General features: G+C 62.5%; 1 protein-coding gene. It reads right to left on the bottom strand.

Annotation, left to right across the window (positions count from 1 at the left end; genetic code table 11):
* Positions 1 to 35 precede the first annotated feature (35 nt).
* Positions 36 to 317: a DUF5372 family protein gene (locus AC1DTN_RS39390; protein WP_477925701.1), complete on the bottom strand. Its 282-nt coding sequence runs from the start codon at positions 315 to 317 to the stop codon at positions 36 to 38.
* Between the last annotated feature and the right edge of the window lie 187 nt (positions 318 to 504).

The raw sequence follows: 504 nt of genomic DNA, 5'->3' as shown, positions 1-504 counted from the left end.
GTGCGGCATAGAAGCGTTTACACATACGGCACAATTTACTTGACACGCCGGCGCCTGCTGGGGTGGCGACTCTTGATCTCGTCGAGCAACGCCACGAGCGTCAACAGGTCGTCCGCGCGGAAGAACGACCGCCCGGCTGAAGCCTCCGTTCGAGCGTCCGGCGGATCCGCATCGGTCCACCCTGCCGGCACTGAGCGCACCTGCCCATGGGCGTCGAAGAACATGACGCGGTCCTCGCCCCAGTTCTGCTTGCGAGTGGCAAGCACCAGGCGCCGACCCTTCCACGGATGGAAAGGGTGCGTGACTTCGACCTCCATGGACGCTCCAGATGCTGCATCACGTGCAGTTCTGGACCTACGAGAAGGCGAAGGCCGAGGCGATGAGGCTGATTCGCGAACAGGCGGAAGCCGGCGAGCGTTGGGCGACACCTTCCGAAGCGGCAAGAGGCATTGCTGCGGAGGTCGAAAAATTTCTGACGCAGCAGTCACAGAGACGATTCCAGAG

It is taken from the genome of Rhizobium sp. 01T444, assembly GCF_056398305.1.
Note: the sequence above shows the minus strand (reverse complement) of the source record. Positions and strands in the feature narration are given on the sequence as shown.

What these genes read in the sequence shown, in the direction of transcription:
- AC1DTN_RS39390 (WP_477925701.1), bottom strand. Translation starts at nt 317, where the DNA reads ATGGAGGTCGAAGTCACGCACCCTTTCCATCCGTGGAAGGGTCGGCGC.